The 17,405-nt window shown below is 33.4% G+C and carries 18 protein-coding genes and 1 pseudogene; 9 read left to right on the forward strand and 10 right to left on the reverse strand.

All coding sequences use genetic code 11. The features are described 5' to 3' along the window. Window positions 1-44: 44 nt before the first annotated feature. From QN089_RS14450 to QN089_RS14470, 5 genes are all read right to left on the reverse strand, one after another. A complete protein-coding gene (locus QN089_RS14450; RefSeq protein WP_285215598.1) occupies window positions 45-734 on the reverse strand; it encodes an ABC transporter ATP-binding protein in 690 nt (229 codons plus the stop codon). Continuing rightward, window positions 731-1,903 (reverse strand): ABC transporter permease, encoded by a 1,173-nt coding sequence (locus QN089_RS14455; RefSeq protein WP_285215599.1) that lies wholly within the window; start codon window positions 1,901-1,903, stop codon window positions 731-733. The genes QN089_RS14450 and QN089_RS14455 overlap by 4 nt, the downstream gene beginning before the upstream one ends. Next, window positions 1,904-2,956 carry an ABC transporter permease gene (locus QN089_RS14460; RefSeq protein WP_285215600.1) on the reverse strand — a complete coding sequence of 351 codons (1,053 nt, stop codon included), beginning with the start codon at window positions 2,954-2,956 and terminating at the stop codon, window positions 1,904-1,906. 126 nt (window positions 2,957-3,082) lie between these two features. Beyond that, complete coding sequence (locus QN089_RS14465; RefSeq protein ID WP_285215601.1) at window positions 3,083-3,577, reverse strand: VanZ family protein; 495 nt, start codon at window positions 3,575-3,577, stop codon at window positions 3,083-3,085. A 344-nt stretch (window positions 3,578-3,921) separates the two neighbouring features. Next, the gene (locus tag QN089_RS14470; RefSeq protein WP_285215602.1) at window positions 3,922-4,344 is read right to left on the reverse strand and encodes a hypothetical protein; all 423 of its coding nucleotides are present in this window, start codon (window positions 4,342-4,344) and stop codon (window positions 3,922-3,924) included. 210 nt (window positions 4,345-4,554) lie between these two features. On the opposite strand from QN089_RS14470, the gene dfrG reads away from it, so the two are divergent. Beyond that, window positions 4,555-5,052: a trimethoprim-resistant dihydrofolate reductase DfrG gene (gene dfrG, locus QN089_RS14475; RefSeq protein ID WP_000868795.1), complete on the forward strand. Its 498-nt coding sequence runs from the start codon at window positions 4,555-4,557 to the stop codon at window positions 5,050-5,052. Between the two features lie 71 nt (window positions 5,053-5,123). Here the strand turns inward: dfrG and QN089_RS14480 are convergent, their stop codons facing one another. Together QN089_RS14480 and QN089_RS14485 are read right to left on the reverse strand one after the other, a co-directional pair. Further along, window positions 5,124-7,076 (reverse strand): hypothetical protein, encoded by a 1,953-nt coding sequence (locus QN089_RS14480; RefSeq protein WP_000163792.1) that lies wholly within the window; start codon window positions 7,074-7,076, stop codon window positions 5,124-5,126. Window positions 7,077-7,082: 6 nt separating this feature from the next. Then, window positions 7,083-7,367 carry a hypothetical protein gene (locus tag QN089_RS14485; RefSeq protein WP_000922261.1) on the reverse strand — a complete coding sequence of 95 codons (285 nt, stop codon included), beginning with the start codon at window positions 7,365-7,367 and terminating at the stop codon, window positions 7,083-7,085. 193 nt (window positions 7,368-7,560) lie between these two features. Here QN089_RS14485 and QN089_RS14490 point away from each other — a divergent pair, with 193 nt between their 5' ends. The 4 genes from QN089_RS14490 to QN089_RS14505 all read left to right on the forward strand — a co-directional run bounded on the left by QN089_RS14490 (window position 7,561) and on the right by QN089_RS14505 (window position 11,264). After that, window positions 7,561-8,376, forward strand: coding sequence for a S8 family serine peptidase (locus QN089_RS14490; RefSeq protein ID WP_285215603.1), 816 nt, complete (start codon window positions 7,561-7,563; stop codon window positions 8,374-8,376). A gap of 87 nt (window positions 8,377-8,463) precedes the next feature. Further along, the gene (locus tag QN089_RS14495; RefSeq protein WP_285215604.1) at window positions 8,464-9,156 is read left to right on the forward strand and encodes a hypothetical protein; all 693 of its coding nucleotides are present in this window, start codon (window positions 8,464-8,466) and stop codon (window positions 9,154-9,156) included. Window positions 9,157-9,603: 447 nt separating this feature from the next. Further along, window positions 9,604-10,572, forward strand: a complete 969-nt coding sequence (locus QN089_RS14500) for a hypothetical protein (RefSeq protein WP_156422316.1) — start codon at window positions 9,604-9,606, stop codon at window positions 10,570-10,572. 464 nt (window positions 10,573-11,036) lie between these two features. Continuing rightward, on the forward strand, window positions 11,037-11,264 hold the full coding sequence (locus tag QN089_RS14505) for a hypothetical protein (RefSeq protein WP_156422315.1): 228 nt from the start codon (window positions 11,037-11,039) through the stop codon (window positions 11,262-11,264). A 308-nt stretch (window positions 11,265-11,572) separates the two neighbouring features. On the opposite strand, the gene QN089_RS14510 is transcribed toward QN089_RS14505, so the two are convergent. After that, window positions 11,573-11,743, reverse strand: a complete 171-nt coding sequence (locus tag QN089_RS14510) for a hypothetical protein (RefSeq protein ID WP_156422314.1) — start codon at window positions 11,741-11,743, stop codon at window positions 11,573-11,575. 111 nt (window positions 11,744-11,854) lie between these two features. Between QN089_RS14510 and QN089_RS14515 the strand changes: the two genes are divergently transcribed. From QN089_RS14515 to istB, 3 genes are all read left to right on the forward strand, one after another. Next, on the forward strand, window positions 11,855-12,205 hold the full coding sequence (locus QN089_RS14515) for a hypothetical protein (RefSeq protein ID WP_285215605.1): 351 nt from the start codon (window positions 11,855-11,857) through the stop codon (window positions 12,203-12,205). Window positions 12,206-12,328: 123 nt separating this feature from the next. Then, window positions 12,329-13,849, forward strand: coding sequence for an IS21 family transposase (gene istA, locus QN089_RS14520; RefSeq protein WP_405027609.1), 1,521 nt, complete (start codon window positions 12,329-12,331; stop codon window positions 13,847-13,849). 1 nt (window position 13,850) lies between these two features. Continuing rightward, window positions 13,851-14,603 (forward strand): IS21-like element helper ATPase IstB, encoded by a 753-nt coding sequence (gene istB, locus QN089_RS14525; RefSeq protein ID WP_074036667.1) that lies wholly within the window; start codon window positions 13,851-13,853, stop codon window positions 14,601-14,603. 52 nt (window positions 14,604-14,655) lie between these two features. Here the strand turns inward: istB and QN089_RS14530 are convergent. Beyond that, window positions 14,656-14,997: pseudogene (locus QN089_RS14530) on the reverse strand (NAD(P)-dependent oxidoreductase); the annotation flags it as partial. Between the two features lie 176 nt (window positions 14,998-15,173). On the opposite strand from QN089_RS14530, the gene QN089_RS14535 reads away from it, so the two are divergent. Then, a complete protein-coding gene (locus QN089_RS14535) occupies window positions 15,174-15,605 on the forward strand; it encodes an Rrf2 family transcriptional regulator (RefSeq protein WP_285215607.1) in 432 nt (143 codons plus the stop codon). A 60-nt stretch (window positions 15,606-15,665) separates the two neighbouring features. Here QN089_RS14535 and QN089_RS14540 read toward each other — a convergent pair whose 3' ends face one another. After that, window positions 15,666-16,844, reverse strand: a complete 1,179-nt coding sequence (locus QN089_RS14540) for a multidrug effflux MFS transporter (protein ID WP_285215608.1) — start codon at window positions 16,842-16,844, stop codon at window positions 15,666-15,668. Window positions 16,845-17,405 lie beyond the last annotated feature (561 nt).

Below are 17,405 nucleotides of genomic sequence, written 5' to 3' on the forward strand. Positions count from 1 at the left end.
TTATGAAACATACATGACGTTTCATATGTTAGATTGTTCCAATTTTAAGGATAGACTTCATTTAACAGACCGTCTTCAATTCTAAAAATGCGCTGACATTGTTCAGCGATTTGTAAGTCATGTGTCACAATAATAATCGTTTTTCCTTCTGCATGAAGTTCATGTAAAATGTTCATGATTTCTTTGGAAGTCTTTTGATCTAAAGCACCTGTTGGTTCATCAGCTAATAAAATAGCTGGATTATTAATTAATGCACGTGCAATCGCGACACGCTGTTTTTGTCCACCAGATAAAGAAGTTACTTTTTGATTCTCTTTACTCGCTATATTGAGCTTTTGAAGCAATGGTAACAAATGTTGTTTTTGTTGTTGTCTCTTTTCTTTATTCTTTTCATACGTAAGTGGCAATAACACGTTCTTTTTCACAGAGTAGTCCTCAATTAATGAAAAGTCTTGCATTACAAAGCCAATCGATTGATTTCGTATGTGCGCTAATTCTTGATCCGTTTTCCCCTCAATATCAAAACCATTCAGATGATAATGACCTGTTGTTTGTGAATCAATACACCCTAAAATACGTAACAATGTAGATTTACCAGAACCAGATGTTCCAACAATTGCAATCATTTCTCCTTCATGAATGGTGAAGTTCACATCTTGCAAAGCTTGAACTTGCTCTTTTGATGAGATGCGATAACTCTTTGATAAATGTTTCACTTCTATTAATTTCTTCATGATTTTCTCCTTAGCATTTGATCAATTTTCATTTTTCGAATACGAATGATGGGTACAATCCATAAAATCATACAAGAAATCACCGTCATCATGATTGAGATTTGGAATCGATGAAGAATCATAAATACGACACTATTGGCAAGTGCAAATAATATAATAAGCTGGCTACATAAACGGAAGATAATTTGATTTTTCGTTGCACCTGTTAAAATATGTACACCTAGCTCAAACGTGTATTTTCGAATAAATTGTAAATACGATACGGTAATGCTAATCAATGTGAAAATACTAATTAAAATCGTAAGCATCAACTGCATTTGAATCCACTTTTTCTTATCTTCCATTACATAAGGCATCTGCTTACTTAAATCTCGATAAACAAAAGAGACATGCCCCTGATTTTGAATAAATGCCATCGTATCACGTATCTCTTGTTCATTTGAAGTTGGAATCATCGTCCCACTTAATAGCGCATAATAATCTGTATTATCCTCTAATACAGGTGTTGGCAGTAAGATTGCATAATCCAATGAGATAAAATCTTTTGATGCAGCGAGATTAATATAACTCATATTCTCTTCTAGAATACCAATAACACGATAATGTTCCTCATCACTCGTAAATTCACTACCCACTTGTAGTGACGCTGCTAATCCTGAACCAATAACAACCGGAATAGGTTGCTTTGTCGTTTGAATTTCATCCTGATGAAAGTATCTTCCCTGCGATAACTTCAATTGCGCAAAATCATAAAATGAAGCATTTGCAAAAGGTAAAACATCAATATAGACTTGATGTCCCTCCACAATGACATCACGTAAATTAGGTTCGAAATACTGTAAGTCAAATGGATATGTTGTTGTATATAATGAAAAGGCTCGACTATCTTTCTTCTCATAAATTTTTTTATAAATTGCTTTATAATCATCTAAATGTTTTGGCTGATTCAACGTCTGATCTAACTGTTTTTCCGTTGTTAAATCGTAGAAATAGTAAATTGGCTCTGACTTTGTTAAGCGATTCACTTCTTGTTTCATATTGGATAAATCTTTGATGTTTTCAATAACAAAATTCGCAATGAAAAGTAAAAGAATACACTGTAGCCATAATAATAGAGAGAGCCATTTACGCTTCCACAAATCCTCTAAGGCAAATTGTATTTGCTTCATCTATCGTTTTCGCTCCTTTTTCACAATATGCGTTTGATCGTAATAACGAATACTTGGATATGCAATACTCGTACCTAATACAAAACAGAAAATGAATGTATAGAGTACCGCATCAAAGCGAAACGTATGAATTAATGTATCAAATAGCTGAATCTGATAAATTGCATACGCAATGATTGTCCCGATGATAAAGCTACTGAAAATAATAAACCAATAATCTTTTAATAATCCCCATTGAATCCTTTGGTAGCTGCCACCAACCATATAACGAATATGAATTTCTTCTTTACGTGACTCAATCCATGTAATAATCGTCGCAATGGTATTAATCAAAATTAAAATAAGTGTCAGCATCAATACAATTAGTAAAATCATTTGTTCTTTAAAGACAAATGTTATACGTTCCATTAGAGATAATTGATTCGATGTAAGTTCCAAATCTACGCCTTCATGTTGCATTTGAAATGTATGTACAACCTCTTGTAATTTCTTTTTTTCGATTCCATCTATTAAAAAATCTCCTTCAAACTTCGCCTTCTGATTCATCGTGTAGTAAATCGTACTATTCATGCGCAAACTATCATTTGGGTTATTAAATGTTGCATACACTGTGTAGACCTTCCCAAAAGCACGAAGAGAGGGTTTACCTGAACCTTCATTAAAATTTTGTTTATAACTTTCATCGACGAAAGCACTTTGATTAGGTAACCCCTCGATTTTTTTATCACTTGCTAATCGGAAAGGATAGTTTTGAAGAAAGATTTCCTTACTAACATACGAAGCATCGCGCTTCATCACTAAAAAAGAGTCATCCTTTTTGCGAACGGTATCTAACCATTCTTTCACCGTAACGCTTGGACTTTGCTCTTGTGAAACAGTTAATTGAAAACTTTGTTCGGTTAAGTCATCTTCTAACTTCCCGCTATTCTCAAAAGAAGTAGCAAGTGAAGAAAAAACTAAACAAACAAATACGGTAAAAACAATATAATAAATAAATAAGTAAAACGATTTTTGATAAGGCATAATCTGATTATGTATGTACTTTAATGACACATACATACTCCCTTCATATAATTTCCTTATAAAAGGTTATCATACAAAATTAACCACTTCTATCATTCACTAAAAAAAGCATCTTTTTACTTATATATACTATTTCTTTCGCATCATGTTTGGGTCTCAGACAGTTGTTATCCGATTTCTTTTCAATCTCTCTAAATATCGCTTCATAATCCAGTAGCACCCATAGCCGATTGCTCCACCAAGCGTATTTAATAGTAAATCGTCCACATCAAATAGTCCGAGCGTGAAAATATATTGGATTGTTTCATAGAATAAACTACACATAAAAGTTGCCCCAATTACCTTCAGCCATGTTGGACGCTTGAAAATGATCAGTGCAGCAAAGAAGCCAAACGGTACAAAACCAATAACATTCCCAATAAGATTACGCATCGCACTCAAAAACGTTGTTCCCTCGATTTGTACATACGATTGAATCGTATGGAAAGGCACAAGATTCACTTCTTTCAAAAAGAATAGCCCTTCCTCTTGAAACAACAATAAGCGCCCAATCTGACTGATACTATAATATTTCATCAGTAATTGATACGTTAACAATAGTAAATAGAGCAGAAAAATTCCCCATAAAATACCCTTCATTGATTTTTGCATCTTACACCCCTTTAATTTTTGTCTATAAAATAGAACGCTTCACAAATGACAAAGTTACCATAAAAAGGGTTATATAGAAAAAATCTGTTTTATTCAAAAATAAACCCTACCTATATGCACAAAATATCCATGTAGGTAGGGTTAAATCAAATTCTATTTTAAATGCTTAGTTCTATAATGTTGGTTTGGAATAAAGTTTGATTAAAAGTATGCTGCAAATGTTAATTTTATAGAATGTTCATTTTATAGATAGAAGAAACCCACACATTTTGAACAAAGATTGATCAAAATATATAGGTTTCATATTTAAGCGGATTTACTTTTTATAAAAAAGATTGATCATTTTATAAATTTTTAAACCAACCATCTCCTTTAGTGTACCTTTGATGATTGATTAAATGAACATGTAAATGTTGTGTTGAATCTATTCTTAATTTGTTTTTATACATTCTTTGAAGAGAAGATTGATTCATCTTTTCAGTAGAATAATGAAAAATATGAACGTCCTTATTTTCCTCTTCTATTAAACTTCTAAACATTCCATTTATATGACCATCATCTCCGTTAAAACCATATCCAATAATTGCAATAGAATCACATTCTTTAAATTTTTCATACAGCTCAACATATCGTTGCGACATGTTGATAGATGTAAGCGGTTTAACCCCACTCTGAGTAAAAATAAAGGGAACCATACTATGGTTAAGTAGTTCAGTTTTGGAGTACAAAATGACAAAATGTACTTCAAAATGGACTACTTTTTTCATTTTAACTTACATACCAAATTACATACAAAATGATTTATAAAATGCAATTGAAAATGATAATTGAATGAAAATTTGTGATTTTGTGGTATTATGATAATATAACTTATAGAAAAAATTGCTTATTCAACTAACGGGCAGGATAATGAGAAAAGGTTTTTTGATAGAAATAAGAAATTAGATGGTAAATTAGTTAAAAAGGCTGTGTTATAAATGAAAGTTTCTTTGATTGCTGCGATGGATAAGAATAGAGTGATTGGCAAAGAGAATGACATTCCTTGGAGGATTCCCAAGGACTGGGAATATGTTAAAAATACTACAAAGGGACATCCGATAATATTAGGTAGGAAGAACCTTGAATCAATCGGAAGAGCCTTACCTGACAGAAGAAATATTATTCTGACGAGAGATAAGGGGTTTACCTTTAATGGTTGTGAAATTGTTCATTCAATAGAAGATGTTTTTGAGTTATGTAAAAACGAAGAAGAAATTTTTATTTTCGGAGGAGAACAGATTTATAATTTGTTTTTCCCTTATGTTGAGAAAATGTACATCACAAAAATACATCATGAATTCGAAGGAGATACTTTTTTTCCAGAAGTGAATTATGAGGAATGGAATGAGGTATTTGCCCAAAAAGGGATAAAGAATGATAAAAATCCGTATAACTACTATTTTCATGTATATGAAAGAAAAAACTTATTGAGTTAACGGGTGCGTTAATTGAAGAAGAACAGTAAAGATAAAGCACAAGAGCTTGGGATTACTCCAAGCTCTTTTTGTCATTTGAAATAAATTATATCTTTCCAATCAAATTGTTTATCTGTAATCCCTAATCTTTGAGCAGGTGTCAAAACCTTTTTATCCGCTGATTTAAAAGGGCGACAAAAGTTGTAGTAAGTTCTTAGAATTGTAATCGCAAATTGAGCATACTTCGGATTGAAGTTAGCGTAAATATAGCTCTTCTTATCACCACGAGCTGTTGTTAATGGTCTTTCAAGAGATGATATATAACGTCTTATCTGTTGAATAAAGCTATTGGTCGAATGGTCATTAACATTTAATAGCATCTTTGCGATTTCGTTTGGTTCCAGAGCAGATAAATCCGTTCTACAATCAACTGAATAAAATCCTTTATCCTTAGTGGCTAATGGATGTTTGATAGGGTTATCGGCATATTTGCGATATCTTTCTCCATCTTTACTAATAGCCTCTTCGTGGAATTGATGACTTGTTAGTAATTCAGTTAGATAATGAGATGCCAAAGTCCGTAGAAACTTTGTTTTGAATCCTCTGATATCTCCCCAATCGAGCAGTTCTGCTTTTGCTTGTCCGAATTCTTTTAAGCATTGTTTTCTGCTTTTCGTCTTGTTAACTTGGCAAATAAAATGATGTGCATCGCTCAACCTTAATTCTTTCGTGAATACTCTATAAAAGGCGTTTCTAATAGAGAAGTCATCATCACTAATCATTCGCCATTCGTCGGCATTAACCATTTGTTTAATTAACCAATAGTGAGCAGTTGTAGTATAAGGAGCATCAACATTTAAACCATCGACAAATCTACTCCTATTAGTAATTTTCCCTAATTCGTGAAGATAAGCATTCCTATTTTCGCTATCGTTAGCGGATGGTTCTTGTGGATAATAAGACCAATCTAACCTATCATTTTTACGACTAAAAGTATTGAGATGGTCTTCTTTGAATTTTCTTGTATCTTCATTTAATTCATCCATTGAAATATTCCAATCATAGGCAACATCAGAACGGAACACATATCTTGATAAGACCTCAGCAGATACAACTATATACGTTTGCATATTAAGGTCTTCAAACCCCGTATATTTCTTTGAACCTTGTCCTTTCTTACGGACGTTATTTAGGTAGTAGTGCATCTTGTCCGTATTAAGCCACATCTCGTTAAATTTCTTTGTTTGAAGGGGTTGTGTCTCATATCGTTCTAAAAACTCCAAACAACGCCTATACAGCCACTCCAGCTTATGATAGTAGGTTCCAACTCCAATTCCTAAAATATCACAAGTACGACTGACTGAAACCCTTCCAACAACCATCTTAGCGAACATTGGAAGAATGGTGTTCTTTTGTTGGTGATAAGTAGTGGTTTCTTCTCTTTTTGGTAGAACATTAGTGAACTTCTTACACGCCTTACATTGATAGCGTTGAGATTTGCCCCTACTTTTCCCCCTTTTGTAAAATTGCTTCGGCTCATTGAATGGGGTTGATTCTTCTTCCGAGCAGCCTTCTTTATGAAATTGATAATCTGGCTCAACATCTTGGATGCTATTGATTTCTATAAGGCGTTTAATTTCTTCAACAACAGACCAATTAGATAAAGGGGTTACTGTACAGTTTTGCGATACACCTCTGCCAATAGGATTGTCATTGCAGTACATACCTTTATGACCTTTATCTTTGGAACTACCAGTCATTTTATATCGACTTGGTTTCCCTTTTACATCTTTGAATTTGTGCTGTTCTTTCCCAAAATTACAACAAAACGGATTGATGCAGTAATTATATTGAATGGGATATTCAGAACCGTTCCATTTAAAAGACGTTGGCAAGAACAACATTTTGTTATACCTTGTTGCAAATCGTTTTGGAGTTAATAAATCATATTGTTTAGCCCTATCTTTTAATTCTTCGTTTGAAATCGGAATTTTAACATCTACAATTTCATCTTCCTTCGTGGCTAATCTTTTAAGCTTGGTCATTGTCTATCAACCCACTCTATCTTTGATACCCATTTTTTCAACAATCCGCTTATTACTTCGCTTGTTGGCAATCCATTCAATAAACTTCTTATCGTCTAAAATGTTCAATAAGAATTCATCCACTGCTTCGCTTTCAGTACGCTCTGCATATTCAGCGTATTGCTTAACTATCACCCTTACTTGCTCTGATATTTCCCAATCCACAGACTTAGCGTTCTTATTTTTTGGCTCAAGAAATTGCATAGGAAAATGCACCCCTTTTTGCTTAGTAAATTGTAACCATTTTAACACACCAATTTGCATTCCTACAATAATTATTTCACGTTCGCATTTTTATATACATTTTAACTTACATTTTGTGGTGTAAATTAACAACAAACGTTGATTTAACAATAAAAAACGAGTATCAAATTCAGTTGCAATTTGATACTCATTTAGGTTTACATTTTCACTTTTTGTACTCCAAAACTGAACTACTTATACTATGGTTATTGCTTCTTTTATTTTTTCTTTAGGTACTTTATTAATTTATTTTAATAACAAAAATGTAGTAGTACCTAATCATGTTAAAATTGCTCTTTTAGACTCAGGGCTATCAAAAAAAAAATATAGTGAAGTAATTGTAGAATCTTATGAAAAAACAACAGATACTCATGCAGATATCATGTTAAAAGCTATATTAAGCAAGATTGAGAAAAATAATCAGAAAAAAATAACAATTATTGATTATTCGGTAACAAGTTCTGGTACTAATGTTTCTGAACAGAAAGTATTAACAGCGTTGCAAAAAGCAATCGATCAAGATGTAGATATCATTAATATGAGTTTTGGATTTAAAAAAGATATTCCAGAATTAAAAGAATTGATTAATCAAGCTAAATGGATTCCAATTGCCATCGCAATTGGTGGCGTTATTATTAGAGGAGTAGCATCAGTAGCTGCAAAAAATCTAACAAAAAATTCAATTAAGATTGCAGGAAAAACTTACAAAGGACAACCTAAGAAAAAAGCAAAAAAGGCTTTGAAAGATTATAAAGGTGATACCTTTAAAGTAGGAAAAACAGGGAAAGTAGTAAAAATGGGCTCTAATACATTAGAACATATTTTAGTTGAACATCATCTTAAATATTGGAAAGGAGAAAAAGTAGAAGGAAAGACATTCTTTGATCCTGATATTAGTATTAAAAAAATTTGGAATTATATACAACAAACAATTAATAGTAACTCCAAACATATAGTTAAACGAGCAAAAGGAAAAGACAAATCTCAAATTATAGTTTATAAAAAAAAAAATAAATAAAGTAAATTATAAATTACGTATTAATATAGGGAATAAGAAAACATTAACAGTATCTTCTTTTTATCCTGCTGAAAGGAAGTAAGAAAAATGAAACTTGAAATTAAATCATACATTAAAATTCCACCTGAAAAAGAAGAGCTAGATGAAAATCAAACGTATCCAGGTTATATCGAAATGACAAATTTGGACGATTTAGATGTATTTAATTATGCATTTGGACGATCTGGGGGATATCCTGGAGGTAGAGTTGTTTTCTATGTAGATGGTGAACCATTGCTTTTTGATAAGTTTGATACAAAAGTAGATGAATTATATAATTTTTGGTTTACTCTAATTTCAACTTTATTACCACAAGATAAATCTCTTGATAGAAATACTTATTTAGCACTTTATGAGAGTGATTATGTTATGGATAATTTTAAAATCACAATTTTTTATCATAAAAAAACCGTAGAATTCCATTATGAAAAACAAGTAATCGCGACTTTTTCATTAGATACCTATAAAGAAGCCGTTTTACAAGGTTTTTTAGATTTCATGTGGCATACGAATTTAGAATTTGAAGCGATCACACATGATACTTACGATGAAGAAATTGACTATGTTGAATTACGAGAGGATACAGATGATGTAAGTGAGCTCTACGCTTGTCGTTATATTTTCTTACAATATATGAAGGAAATTTATAAACAAAAAAGTTATGATTTGAACAAATTAATAAATTTTGATTTTGATACAAGTTATTATAGTTCAAAGTTAAAATATGACTTAGGAGATTAAGTTATAAGATTACAAAAAAGCAAGATAATTGAAGTGATCCCTAAAAATTAGACATAGTTATTTCGTTTAAACATCTTGTAAAAAATGAGTTCGGTATTGTACCGAGCTCATTTTTTATTTTACCTTAATTCGTTTTATGTTGGGGTCCCGTCATAAAAATGCGGATTTACAACGTTAAGCCCTTATAGTTACTTTAAACTGCTTGATATAACAAAGATAAGGAATAACTGTCCTATAAACGACGGATTTTGATACAACCTAGTAATGCTGCTAAAAGTGGCTATATTTTGAGGATAATTTGTTTCAAAACATTGCTCAAAAACAAAATCTTACTAACCAACGTTATTAAAACTCCTTATCGTTGTAAATCTGCGGAAATCTGACGCTACCCCTTATAAGGCATTTGCCAACTTCACAACCGCTAAAGACCTCAATACAGCCTTTGAGATGTGGTTAGCGGATCACAAGAAGGAATTCGGCAGAAAAGAGCTACAAGCCCTTAAAACGATTGTGAGACACTCTGTAAAGGTGCCAGGAATCGCTACACTAAAATTAAAGACCGTTGTTAAAGTCGCAAAAGAAGAATTCGACTTTAGTTTTGATTTACGTACAGCCAAACGTGCCGTAGCCAAAGCGAAAAACTTAGGCATGCTTGTGACACTCGAAACACGCACAGCAAAAACAAATTTAAAGGGCCCATCTATTTATGTATGGCAACCGTACCAATGTCAAAATGTCCCTACGGAGAAAGTGGGGACAAACATCGAAAAAATTGCGAAAGAATGCGAAGAACTCAAGCGTAGCAAGCAATCAGACGAAGTCGCACAGTCACCAAACGCAAATATGGAAATGTCACCACATAAATCTGTCTTTATTAAAGCCATTAAAAATAAATTATTAAATACGTATTCATACGGGTTTAAAACCATTTCTAAATCAATCGCTATTAAGCAAGAACGAAAAATCACGCTGCTTACACAACCAGTGAAAAATCCAACGGACTTTAAGCCACTAAAATTCATTAGTCGATTAAAACAAGCCATGTACAACAGCCTAATGAACCGCAGATCCGATGTAAAAGCCGTAACAGAAATGATTTATAGCAAAGTACACAGCTTTACGAAGTTTGACGTGTGGAAAGAACATAAAGACATCATGCTTGAACACTTATTACGAGTTGTTGAGGTTTGTTTAGACGCACGTAAAAATAAAAAACTCGACCACATTAAATCCATGCGTGGATTTATTAACCATTGCTTAAACGAAGAGTTAACAGCGTATGTTTTCAACGAAATTGAAAAATTAACACCAGCACCTGCTAAAAAAATGAGCCAAGAAATTGGTGAATTATATCAAAATGCGTTGAACGAAAAACACGCTTTTTACGAAAATGAATTAGAAAAATATTATCGCTAGGGAATTCAAAATAAAAAAAGGATCGCCAACTTTTTGTTTTTTTCTCGCACAAAAATAAATTTTTCGGTTCCGTTTTTCTAAAAATGATTTTGCACTTTTTGAAATTTGTTTTGAACACGCATTTTGTCGATTAGTGAGAAAGAGCATAAGGGAAATGTGCTATCACTTACGTGATGGTCTAGGCAGAGCCTAGTATTTTCGTGATAGCGTGATTTTTTTCATTTGCCCACCGTATGCCCACCACTTTTGAGGGCTTTGCCCGCCATTTGCCCACCAAAAAAAATCGAATGTCCACCATTTGCCCACACATTTTTTTCGATTTTTGGTGAGGGCAAGCTACGGGATTACCATGGTAATCCCTAAAATTTCATTTTTGCTTGTTAGGAATTCCTAAAACCTTTTGTGTCGTTGCACTCGAAATGAAAAATAAAAGAGCTGCAAGGAACAGGGCGCACTTACACATCATGTTCATGATGCGTGCGAAAATCAAAAATCCCTGGCACAAAAATTTGGCGGATCGTACCGATGAGCCAAATTTTTTCAGACCGTTAAAAGCAAAATTTGCTGACGCAAAAATGAAAAAAACGAAAAAAAAAGTAACCAATTACGGCTACTTTTTTGCATGGAAAAGATTGGCTATTTCGTGTAAAGGGGTGTTATGGGAATATGCAGCTAGATGTAGAGAAAGTTAGGGTTATTGTTCAAAAAGAATATGATTATCAACCGGAATCTATTGCAATCTAAGAAGTATTAGATGCTAATCTATTTAACCACGATTTTTTTGATAACTTCAATGTCTTTTTTATAAATTTGCTAAGTGGAAATTTCTACTTTTCTACTTTTGCGAGAAATTATTCGAAATATTACATTTGTGTTACAAAAATAAATAGATAAAATCATAAAAAGGAGAAAATTTCAATCGATATTTTACACTGATGGTATCTTCTATAACAATGCCTTTTCTTATAAGCCCCCTAGTCGATTCAGAATATATGCTTTATTATTCTTTTCTTTTTTGGGGAATAGGAATAAAAAGGATAGCAATTATTGGGCCTAAATATAAAGAGTACTTAATTAGATTGTTTGTGGTATAACCCATTAAATAAGGTAATCCTACAAAAATCATAATAATACCTATTATAAAAAAGGTATATTTTACTTTTTTGTTCACAGTTCATTAGACCTCCTTTTATAAAAATTATAGATATAAATTCTTGTTTTCCTTTTATTTATTAATTTTACATGGTTTTTAATGTAAAGTATGTAAAAAGGAGTGGTTTTAATGAAAAAAATTATTAGTTTAATAATGATAGTCAACCTAGTTTTTATATCTAGCATTATATTTATTCCTAATAAAGCAAGTGCTGACAATAACCCTGTTATAGATCAATATGTTACAGCAAAATCTGTCACAAAAAATAAAGATGGAACTATTACAATTAAGTATAAAGTAAAAAAAGGTTTTTCTCCAGGGCATTCAATAACATCTGTAAATATTTCAGCAGGATATTCATGGCCTTCAAAATATAGAATTGGAAGCCACCATAACTACTATAAGGCAATTAAGAATAAAAAAGGAACCTATAGTATGACTATTCCAAAGCCTAAATTAAAAGTGATAGGCACGCTGTAACCGCTAAAATAAAATTAACAGTTTTTGCTCATTTCAATTGAACACTTTTTCACCAATTCAATAGTTTCCTGTAAACTGGAAATATCAGTTTAATAGGAGGCTGTACTAATGGAGGAGAAGCTTGTGTTACATATCGAAATTCATCAATTGCGTGATCGTGGATTAAGGATTGTGCAAATTGCAAAGCGACTAAGAATATCACGTAATACCGTGTATAAATATTTAGATATGTCATTTGAAGATGCAGTAAATGAGTTTAGTCAGACTGGCCGTAAGAAGAAGCTGGATGAATACAAAGATTGGATTGTAGGTTGGTTACTTGAGTTTCCAAGCTTAACAGGGGCACAAGTTTTAGATTGGCTACAAGAGAAATACCCTGAAATTGATGTTGGGGAAAGTACAGTTAGACGTTATGTAAATGAAATTCGCGAAATTTATCAAATTGATAAGGTAGATGAACCCCGTGAATACGAAGCGGTCATTGAGCTGCCACCAGGGAAGCAATTACAAGTAGATTGGGGACAAACTATTCAAAAAACATCAGGTGGTAAAGAAGTGAAATTATACTTCGTTGCCTTTGTGTTAGCGCACTCTCGACATAAATTCACTGTGTGGTTAGATCGTCCTTTTACGACAAGAGATACAATAGCCTGTCACGAAAAAGCTTTTCAGTTTTATGGCGGTATAACAGATGAAATTGTGTACGATCAAGACAATTTAATTGCGGTAAGTGAAAATGCAGGCGACCTCATTTTAACAAAGGAATTTCAACAGTATATAAAAGACCGGAAATTTAAAATCTATCTGTGCCGCAAAGCAGATCCCGAATCCAAAGGTAAAATAGAGAGTGTTGTAAAATACGTAAAATATAATTTCGCTAAAAATCGAATTTATACAACACTTGAGGACTGGAATGAGAGGTCTTTAAAATGGTTAGAACGTACCGGGAATTATAAAGTGCACAATACAACAAAAAAGAGACCTTTCGAAGTGTTTCTCCTGGAAAAGCAACACTTAAAAAAAGTCTCTACACCGCTTCCTATATTAGAAAGCAACCATACAGAAATTATAACAAGGAATGTCAACAAGGACAACACAGTCCGGTACACATCGAATCGATATTCCGTTCCACTAGGAACCTATACGAATTATCCAGTCGTACAAATAGTGCCCCAAGGGCAAAAATTAAAAATCTTAGCACCGCATACTGGCGAAATACTTGCGGAACATACCATCAGTTTAGAAAAAGGCAAGTTGATAAAAAATCTAAATCATGGACGTGATCGCTCTAAGTCGCTCGATGAGTTACAACGAAATGTGCTCACTTTATTTCCATATGATGGGGCCGAACAATATATTCAAGATGTTTGTCATACATACGGTCGATATCGTAGAGATCAATTATTGTTATTCCAAAAAATTGCGAAAGAGAATCCCGAATGGTTATCTGCAGCAATACATAAATGTATTCAAGAAAAGTTATACAGCGCAAATGAGTTCCGAGACGTTGTCGCCTATTTTAAGCGTACAAATATCGAACCTGAGCAGCCAATAACTACTGTAAAAGAATCAAAAGAATCGCTAGCAATAGCAGTTCAAACGAGAGATTTAAAAGAATACATTCAACGTATGGGAGGCAAATAATATGAGTAAAAGTGTGGCAGATATCCAACAGGCATTTAAGCAATTACGTTTAGCAGAAACCGCTGAGGGGCTCCCAGAGCTTCTCCGCCAAGCGGAACAAGTATCGTGGACATATTTAGAATTTATTGATGAACTAACAACATTAGAGCTTAGAAGACGAGAAGAAAAGAGTATCGAAAAGCGTTTATCGTGGGCACGTTTCCCATACCATAAGCCGTTGCATATGTTTCAGTTAGAGGAGCAAACAGCGATTACAGAGCGCCAAATGAAACAGCTGCAGGAGTTCCAATGGTTAGAGCAAAGTTACAATTTAATTCTTTTGGGACCACCTGGTGCAGGGAAAACATTATTGGCCGTAGGCTTAGGCATTGAAGCCATTCAAAAAGGCTTTCAAGTCTATTTCATAACAATGGGAGAATTAATTCAGTTATTGAAAACAGAAGAATTTACACATCGCTCACAAATCCAATTAAAACGTTTGAGAGCATCAGATTTAATTATTATTGATGATGTGATGTATATGGCTTTAGATCAACGGGAAGCCACTTTATTCTTTCAACTCGTACATCAGCTATACGAACAAAGTTCGCTAATATTGACATCAAATCGAAGTCCAGAAGAATGGACAGAGTTAGTGGATAACCAAGGGATGATGACTGCTATTTTAGACCGCCTGTTACACAGAGTCGAGGTCATTCATATGAACAATGAAAGTCATCGTTTAAAACATCAACAAAGAATCTTTACCGAATAAAAAGTGTTCATCCTTAATGAGCAAAAAATGTTCAATTTGGGTTGACGGTGACAACACGAAGTGTTTTGTCTTCATCCACATATAAACTACCTGCTCCACCAACAATAATTGCTCTTGTATCTGTTCCTTTTAATGCTTCAATTAAAGCATGACCTGCATCAACATGTACTTGTTCTTCACCAAGTGGCGCACCAAAAGCATTTACAATCACATCGAATGGTTTTACATCCTCTTGTGTTAGTTCTAAAATATTTTTCTCCACTACTGCCACATTTGCATCAGTGATCTTTTTCTGATCTCTGACAATAACTGTCACTTGATGACCACGATTCACCGCTTCTTTTAAAATAAGACTTCCTACTTTACCACTTGCTCCAATAATTCCAATATTCATTTTCTATTCCTCCTATATACTTTCACTTGTAATCAATTCGTTTATCTGTAATCATTATAGTTACAAGTTAGTGAGATGTCAACGAATACATTGCATATGTTTATTTCTTAACGTTATACTATACTTGTAACTACACGTATTACATGTTGTAAACAATGAAAGGAACGTGACAAAACATGGCGATTAGTAGCAGATTCTCTGTCGGCATTCACATATTAACATTACTCGAAATCAACAAAAACGAAGTAAACTCTTCTGAATATTTAGCTGGTAGCGTCAACACGAACCCAGCCGTTATACGAAAAATTATGGGTATGCTAAAAAAAGCAGGCTTAATCGAAGTACAACCTGGAATCGCTGGAGCCAAACTAGCCAAAGATTTATCTGAGATTACATTACTTGATGTCTATAAAGCCGTTCAAGTTGTAAAAGACCACGAACTATTCAGCGTACATGACAACCCGAACCCCGAATGTCCTGTCGGTCGAAACATTCAAAGTACCATTGAACCACTCTTCCTCCATGCACAAACCGCTATGGAAAAATCACTCCAACACGTAACCATTGAAGATGTAGTGAAGGATATTGCGGAGAAAGAATCGAAGTAAATTAAAGCGCTTAACAAAAAGCCGAAATCGTGCTATAACACGATTTCGGCTTTTTTACGCTTAGATTTTTCTCCAAACTTGTAAACTGACTATGAATAAAACGAGACTAATGAATATAAAATAGAGAGGCATTGCAAGTAACGTACCATTATGCCAGATGCTCATGCCATAAATCACTAAGCTAACTACTAGATAATAACCTAGACTGAATAATGCACTTGCTGAACCCAATACATCTTGAAAGTCGACTAATGCGAGGCTTAAACAATTCGGTAGAGCTGTCCCCATACCAAATAACAATACAAAAATACTAATGAGCATCGCTAACATTTGAATTGTTGTTGGTAATAAAACAACACTCGCTGAGAGTACCGCACCTAGTAACGTAATCGCTATACCTAACAAAATGATTTTTTCAGGCACAACTTTAGAGACTAAATACTTAGATAGATAAGCACCTGCAATGGTAGCACAGGCTACAAGAATACCCAACAATCCATAAGACATACTCGTAAATTCAAATAACTGTGTAAAAATAAAAGGTGCTTCTGTATAGTAACTAAACAATAAACCATTGATCCCACCAATTAAAACACCATAATACCAGAGACGTGAATTTCTCCACATACGCGTTATGATTGGACGAATTGGTTGTATCGTTAAAGGTAATTGAACCGTTTCTGGCAGACGGAAAAAAGCATAACAAAAAACAAAAATACTCATGAAAATTAATAAAACAAATACCCATTTAAACCCTACGTAATAATCTGTAAAGCCACCAATTAATGGACCGATTGCAGGTGTAAATGCTAAAGCAGCAGAAATTTGTGCAAAGCGCTGATGACGTTGCACCCCTGAAAAACTCTCACGCAAAATCGTTTGCGTAATAACAGAGCCCACACTTGCTCCAAATGCTTGAACAAAACGTGCAACGAGCAATACATCCATTTCCTTCGCTAACAAACAAAGTACACTGCCAATAAAATAGAAAAATAATCCGCACAGCATAGCTTTACGTCGTCCAATCCAATCAGACAAACGCCCAAAAAAGAATACACCCAATGCAAAAGCTACAAAATATATACTCATGACTAGCTGCACATCACTCATAGAAACTACAAAAGCACTTGCAACAGCTGGCAATGTCGGACTAAAAATCGTTTCACTAATCTGCGGAAAACCCACTAATATCGTTAATAATACTAAACTCGGTACATGATTTCCGATGTTTTTCTTCAAAATAAATCTCCCCTATAAAATCATTTTTAGGTTGAAAGAAAAACATCGTAACTTGGGAAATGGTGGCTTCACGAGCTTAATTCTCTCTAAATCACTCATGAATTCACTTCCTTTATAATACGGTTATTATAACAGTTATACATTCTATATAGTTATATTCTTTTTTTGCAATACACTTACCGCATGCGATGAACAAACTACTAAAAAGAGAATATATTTTCATCTTAAAAGATCACTTCTCTTAAATTATTTTCACCATTATATTCATTTGATATGAAGTAACATTTATAAATGGTCTTGAATGATTTTGAATATAAAAAAACCTTTAGACCAATATAGCCTAAAGGGTATAATTGTAGGTTTGGAATAAAGTTTGATTAAAATTCCAGTTAATGTTTGATTACACCTTCTGCACTCTCAATACCTCTATTGAATTCCTCCTCATTTTGAGTAACTCCTGAATCATATACTATATATAATTCATGTTTATATTTGCATGCGATGCAATATTTATACTTATTTCTTCTATGATTTTTGATTTCTTATCTTCACGCAATTTAT

It is taken from the genome of Kurthia sp. YJT4, assembly GCF_030219945.1.
In the GTDB taxonomy this organism is placed as follows: domain Bacteria; phylum Bacillota; class Bacilli; order Bacillales_A; family Planococcaceae; genus Kurthia; species Kurthia gibsonii.

What these genes read in the sequence shown, in the direction of transcription:
- QN089_RS14450 (WP_285215598.1), bottom strand. Translation starts at nt 734, where the DNA reads ATGAAGAAATTAATAGAAGTGAAACATTTATCAAAGAGTTATCGCATC.
- QN089_RS14455 (WP_285215599.1), bottom strand. Translation starts at nt 1,903, where the DNA reads ATGAAGCAAATACAATTTGCCTTAGAGGATTTGTGGAAGCGTAAATGG.
- QN089_RS14465 (WP_285215601.1), bottom strand. Translation starts at nt 3,577, where the DNA reads ATGCAAAAATCAATGAAGGGTATTTTATGGGGAATTTTTCTGCTCTAT.
- QN089_RS14470 (WP_285215602.1), bottom strand. Translation starts at nt 4,344, where the DNA reads ATGAAAAAAGTAGTCCATTTTGAAGTACATTTTGTCATTTTGTACTCC.
- dfrG (WP_000868795.1), top strand. Translation starts at nt 4,555, where the DNA reads ATGAAAGTTTCTTTGATTGCTGCGATGGATAAGAATAGAGTGATTGGC.
- QN089_RS14480 (WP_000163792.1), bottom strand. Translation starts at nt 7,076, where the DNA reads ATGACCAAGCTTAAAAGATTAGCCACGAAGGAAGATGAAATTGTAGAT.
- QN089_RS14490 (WP_285215603.1), top strand. Translation starts at nt 7,561, where the DNA reads ATGGTTATTGCTTCTTTTATTTTTTCTTTAGGTACTTTATTAATTTAT.
- QN089_RS14495 (WP_285215604.1), top strand. Translation starts at nt 8,464, where the DNA reads ATGAAACTTGAAATTAAATCATACATTAAAATTCCACCTGAAAAAGAA.
- QN089_RS14500 (WP_156422316.1), top strand. Translation starts at nt 9,604, where the DNA reads ATGTGGTTAGCGGATCACAAGAAGGAATTCGGCAGAAAAGAGCTACAA.
- QN089_RS14505 (WP_156422315.1), top strand. Translation starts at nt 11,037, where the DNA reads ATGTTCATGATGCGTGCGAAAATCAAAAATCCCTGGCACAAAAATTTG.
- QN089_RS14515 (WP_285215605.1), top strand. Translation starts at nt 11,855, where the DNA reads ATGAAAAAAATTATTAGTTTAATAATGATAGTCAACCTAGTTTTTATA.
- istB (WP_074036667.1), top strand. Translation starts at nt 13,851, where the DNA reads ATGAGTAAAAGTGTGGCAGATATCCAACAGGCATTTAAGCAATTACGT.
- QN089_RS14535 (WP_285215607.1), top strand. Translation starts at nt 15,174, where the DNA reads ATGGCGATTAGTAGCAGATTCTCTGTCGGCATTCACATATTAACATTA.